The sequence below is a fragment of the Tissierella sp. genome (genome assembly GCF_052089545.1).
Lineage (GTDB): Bacteria > Bacillota > Clostridia > Tissierellales > Tissierellaceae > Tissierella_A.
Genome location: NZ_JBQDAA010000170.1, coordinates 1 through 5,101, shown reverse-complemented (window position 1 = coordinate 5,101; position 5,101 = coordinate 1). Strand labels below are relative to the sequence as shown.

At 29.4% G+C, this 5,101-nt stretch carries 7 protein-coding genes; all 7 read right to left on the bottom strand.

Annotated elements, in window-relative coordinates; all coding sequences use genetic code 11:
* The coding region (era, locus tag ACTHW2_RS10620; RefSeq protein WP_442263891.1) for a GTPase Era at positions 1-873 on the bottom strand (873 nt) is incomplete at its 3' end.
* The gene (locus ACTHW2_RS10615; RefSeq protein ID WP_442263890.1) at positions 866-1,282 is read right to left on the bottom strand and encodes a cytidine deaminase; all 417 of its coding nucleotides are present in this window, start codon (positions 1,280-1,282) and stop codon (positions 866-868) included. The genes ACTHW2_RS10615 and era, both read right to left, overlap by 8 nt.
* Before the next feature lie 16 nt (positions 1,283-1,298).
* Positions 1,299-2,348, bottom strand: coding sequence for a DUF3048 domain-containing protein (locus tag ACTHW2_RS10610; protein WP_442263889.1), 1,050 nt, complete (start codon positions 2,346-2,348; stop codon positions 1,299-1,301).
* 14 nt (positions 2,349-2,362) lie between these two features.
* On the bottom strand, positions 2,363-3,064 hold the full coding sequence (locus tag ACTHW2_RS10605; RefSeq protein ID WP_442263888.1) for a diacylglycerol kinase: 702 nt from the start codon (positions 3,062-3,064) through the stop codon (positions 2,363-2,365).
* Positions 3,061-3,531, bottom strand: a complete 471-nt coding sequence (ybeY, locus tag ACTHW2_RS10600) for an rRNA maturation RNase YbeY (protein WP_442263887.1) — start codon at positions 3,529-3,531, stop codon at positions 3,061-3,063. Before ybeY ends, ACTHW2_RS10605 begins: the two co-directional genes overlap by 4 nt.
* Positions 3,532-3,562: 31 nt before the next feature.
* Complete coding sequence (locus tag ACTHW2_RS10595; RefSeq protein WP_442263886.1) at positions 3,563-4,531, bottom strand: PhoH family protein; 969 nt, start codon at positions 4,529-4,531, stop codon at positions 3,563-3,565.
* A 10-nt stretch (positions 4,532-4,541) separates the two neighbouring features.
* Positions 4,542-5,101, bottom strand: a 560-nt coding sequence (locus tag ACTHW2_RS10590; protein WP_442263885.1) for a sporulation protein YqfD, incomplete at its 5' end; no start/stop codon positions are given.

The following is a 5,101-nucleotide window of genomic DNA, read 5'->3' as shown; positions in this document are numbered from 1 at the left end:
AAAATATTTAACTTTATTATCTTTATCTCTCCAATTTTTTTCTACCTTAACCCACAATTGTAGATTAATTTTAGTACCCATTAGGTTTTCTATATCTTCTCTAGCCGTTTTCCCTATTTCCTTTAACATTTTCCCCTTTTTACCTATTACTATTCCTTTATGAGATTCTCTTTCAATATATATTGTTGCAAACACATCCATTAAAGCCCCTTCTTTTCTTGTCTTTACATCATCAATGTTTACATATATACCGTGAGGAACTTCTTCTTTTAAATTTATCAAAGTTTTCTCTCTTATAAGTTCCGATATAATAAATCTTTCTGGTTGGTCTGTTATCATATCTTCTGGAAAATATTGAGGGCCTTCTGGCATCAAGTCTTTTAATACATTTATATACCTTTCTACATTATCATTATTTAAGGCAGATATAGGTATAATTTCTTTAAAAATTCCCAATTGGTCATATTTAGCTACAAGTTTCATTAAATTATCTTTATCCAACATATCTATTTTATTTATGAGCAAAACAATCGGTGTATTTATTTCCTTCAAAATATTTAAAATATAGTTATCCATTTTACCAATATCCATACTATCATCTACCATAAAAGTCACTACGTCCACTTCCTCTAGTGTACTTCTAGATATTTTTAACATATATTCGCCTAGTTTGTTCTTTGGCATTTGAATACCTGGCGTATCTAAAAACACTAACTGAAAATCATCTTTTGTATATACAAGCTGTATCTTGTTTCTAGTTGTTTGAGGCTTGTCAGATATTATAGAGATTTTTTCTCCTATTACCTGATTTAGTAAAGTTGACTTCCCTACATTTGGCCTGCCAATAACACTTATAAATCCTGATTTATACATTCCCTTCACCACTTTCTGTCTTTTTAAGATCTTTAGGGCCAAAACTATATGGAAGAAGTTCTTCTAATGTATGTTCTCTATAGTCATCCTCAGAGTTAACAATTATAATCTTAACATCCTGCCCAAATTCTCTTAGTACTTGTCTACAAACTCCACATGGATAAGTAAATTCACTTTCTCCTGCTATTGCAATAGTTTTAACTTTTTTACTTCCTTCGGATATGGCCTTGAATACAGCGGTTCTTTCTGCACAAATAGTTGGAGAATAAGATGCTATTTCTATATTACACCCTGTATACACTTTCCCATCTTCAGTTAAAATAGCAGCTCCTACATGAAAATTCGAATAAGGTACATATGCATTTTCTTTTGCTTCAAGTGCTTTTTTTATAAGTTTTTTTTCATCCATTTTACATCTCCTAGCATTATTTTATCTCTATATCTACCTTAGGATTTACTACTTGAACAAATGTAGTTCCAGGATTTAATTTTAATTCATGTCCATTTTCAAGAGTATATATAGTCTTTTCTTCTCTAGATTTTTTTATCCATTTTATATCAATACCTTTTCCATTGGTAATGTATTTTCCCGTCCCTTTTCCTACTAAATCCATCTCTAGCTTTTTACCATCTGGCAGAGGTCTTTTCTTTACTTCTCTTATAATTATATTTTTAGCAGATATAGGACTATCGTCTATTTCATCTATATGGTCTTTTCCATCTTTTTTTCTATGATACATCTTTTCACTTTCATTATAAAGATAATCAGTAGTATTAGTACTATTATATCTAATATTTATTTCATTTGCCAAATATCCATCTATACTTCTATCTTCTCTATTAAAAGAAAATATGTTTATATTTCTTTTTTTATTTATTTCCATTTCATTAGCAGCTTCTCTAAGTATTTTCATATCAGTATACAGATTATTTGGGGCTTTTTTATGTGATTTTCTCCAAAATTTATCTGACCCCATTTTTATAGCATTTAGGTCATCAATATTATATTCTAATATATCAGCTTCTGCCTCGGTGCTGCCTCCTACTCTTACATAAATAGCATCATATTCTAAAGCAGTAGTTACAAAATAAGGTCTTGCACTTCTAAGTGGTCCCATTGATGACGGATCATTACTCAAATATAAAGCTAAATACCTTGTATATGGAGATTCCACCTCATATTCATAGACTATTTCCGCATCTTTTAATCCTGATTGCCATCTTGCCTTTGGGTGATTATCAAACATAACAGCCATTACCCTTCTATCCAAATTTTCTTTATCAACATAAACCCCGCTTAAAGGTGAAGGAGCTTTTCTTGATTCTTCTTTATTATCACTATCATCTTCATTATCTATATCTTCTTCAATCGGTGGTGAGTCATCAGTTGTTCCATTGTCATCATCATTTTTGCACCCAGGCAATACAATTAATACTAGGATACATAAAAATATTATTTTATACTGTGTTTTCATCGTATAAGTCTCCTTTAGCTAATAATTTGAAATAAAAGAATACCTACTATGATCCCAAGTATTCCTCCTAATATTACTTCAGATAAACTATGAATTCTACCTTCTATCCTACTTTCACCAACAAGTAGTGCTAATGCAAAGGTCATAGTAATCACTAATATATTTTGTGATAAAAACGCAACTATAGTAGCTACACAAAATGATACAGCAGAGTGACCACTCACAATGCCGCCTTGAAAATGAGTTCCTCTGCCTCTATAAAATTTAGCTTTAATTCCTATCGTAAGGAGTACTACAAGTATAAGACTAACAAATGTTAAATGAACACTTGAACTCCTTATTTTAAATATTATTACTTCACTTAAAGAATTTAATCTATCAAAAAACAATAGATATCCAACTAAAAATGCATTTATTGCAGATATAAGTACAGCCCCTGCTGCTATATCTTTTACAAGTCTTGCTAAGGGATGATATTCTTTTGTTATCATATCTATAGTTTTTTCTATAGCTGTATTAATAAGTTCCATGACTATTACTAAGGTTGTAGCAAATAATAAAATCAGAAACTCCATTCTACTGAAGTCAAAAAAAAGACTAGCCAAAAGAACTATTATAGCAACTACATAATGTATTAACATATTTCTTTCAGTTTTTATCGATAGAATTATACCAGATACTGCATAGTTAAAACTATCGATTATACTTCTTTTCATATATTAATATCTCCTTTTTCATCCTTAAATAAACCTAAGTTTTTCATAATCTTTTTTTCCTTAGCTCTCATATTGTTTTTTTCCATATCATTCATATGATCATAGCCTAAAAGATGAAGCATACTGTGACAAGTTAAATAAGCAAGTTCTCTTTCTAAACTATGTTCATATTCTTTAGATTGTTCTAAGGCTTTCTCTACTGAGATTATTATATCACCTAAAAGTGGTATTGGCACCACAAAATCTTCTTCTATTGGGAATGATAATACATCAGTTTCCTTATCAATCCCTCTATAGTCTTTATTCAAAGTTTTTATTTCTTTATTGTCTACAAAAGAAATAGATACCTCGAAGTCTCCATCAAGACCTTCAACCTTTAAACTTTCTTTTATGACAAGACTTAAAGAGTCCAATATCTTTTCATCTATATCTACCTTTGATTGTCTGTTGTCAAGAAAAACTTCCATCTAAATCATCCCTTATATATAATTTTATCTTTTATTTATCACTTTCATGTTTTTCATATGCTACTACTATTTTCTGAACTAGTGGGTGTCTTACAATATCTATAGGTGATAGATGTACTATATCAATCCCTTCTATATCTTTTAAAACATGAGCAGCATTTTTAAGACCTGATTCTTTTCCTCTTGGTAAATCTATCTGTGTTATGTCACCAGTTATAATAGCTTTTGAGCCAAATCCTATTCTAGTTAAAAACATTTTCATTTGTTCATTAGTTGTATTTTGCGCTTCATCAAGTATAACATAAGAGTTATCTAATGTTCGTCCTCTCATATATGCAAGAGGTGCTACTTCTATAAGACCTTTTTCTAGATATTTAAGATAGTGATCTGCTCCCATTATATCAAACAAGGCATCATAAACTGGTCTCAAATACGGATCAACTTTTTCTTGAAGATCACCTGGTAAAAATCCTAGACTTTCACCAGCTTCAACTGCAGGTCTAGTAAGTATTATTCTATCTACCTTTTTGTTTTTAAAAGCCCGGATAGCCATAGCCATAGCAAGGTAAGTTTTACCTGTACCAGCAGGACCTACTCCGAATACAATATCTTTTTTCTTTATAGCATTTAAATATCTTTTTTGACCAAGAGTTTTTGGTTTTAATGTTTTCCCACTTGCTGTAACCATTATTATCTCATTTAGAAGTTCACTAATTCTTCCTTCTTCACCATTCAATACTAAATTTATAGAATATAAAAGATCATGCTTATTAAGTCTTTTTTGAGATTTTATAATATCTATTAAATCATAAATAAGTTTTTCTCCTAGATTTATATTTTCACTTTCTCCTATCAATTTTACTTTCCCATCTCGTAAAAGTATATTTATATTTAGTTTTTCTTTTATTATATTGACATTTTCATCTAGTCTTCCAAATATTTCATTTACTATATTATTATTTTCAATTATAATTTCCTTTTCTCTTATATTATTCTCCAAATTTCTCCTCCTAGTTTTTAATAATCTGTACTTTTCCAATATCTTCTATTGTCTCTATAATAACTTTAGTTGTAAGTATGTTCTCCTCAATAGTAAATATAACATCTTTAGATATAATTTCACTTTTATTTTCTAATTGTTTATTTATGGCTTCAATTGCTTCTAATTGTGCTGATTTTTTTAATCCATCCACATTTTGTTTTACTTCTTCTAATTCTACTTCCTTATATATATATTCTACCCATTTGATTGGTGTTTTTATGTTTTTAAAATTTACTATATCTTTTTCTATAACTTCTTCTGTATAATCTTCATATGGAATATCTCCTGCAAAAAATTTTATGCCTTTGTTTTTAAGATTTATTCCTCTTTGAATATGTTTGTTTCCTGTCTCTCTCTTTTCCTCTATTATTATTGGGGATTCTACAGTATGAGAATATGTGACATATGCAAGTACTTCTCCTTCTGCAGAAAGAATAGCTTCTTCTTCTGTTATTTCACTATCTATAGTTCCAGATATTAAAAGATCATCTTTTTTTACAATTTGACCCTTTTGAGCTATAGCCTTAC

Bases quoted from the DNA above. Each gene is read 5' to 3' on its own strand.
- ACTHW2_RS10615 (WP_442263890.1), bottom strand. From the start codon at position 1,282: ATGGATGAAAAAAAACTTATAAAAAAAGCACTTGAAGCAAAAGAAAAT.
- ACTHW2_RS10610 (WP_442263889.1), bottom strand. From the start codon at position 2,348: ATGAAAACACAGTATAAAATAATATTTTTATGTATCCTAGTATTAATT.
- ACTHW2_RS10605 (WP_442263888.1), bottom strand. From the start codon at position 3,064: ATGAAAAGAAGTATAATCGATAGTTTTAACTATGCAGTATCTGGTATA.
- ybeY (WP_442263887.1), bottom strand. From the start codon at position 3,531: ATGGAAGTTTTTCTTGACAACAGACAATCAAAGGTAGATATAGATGAA.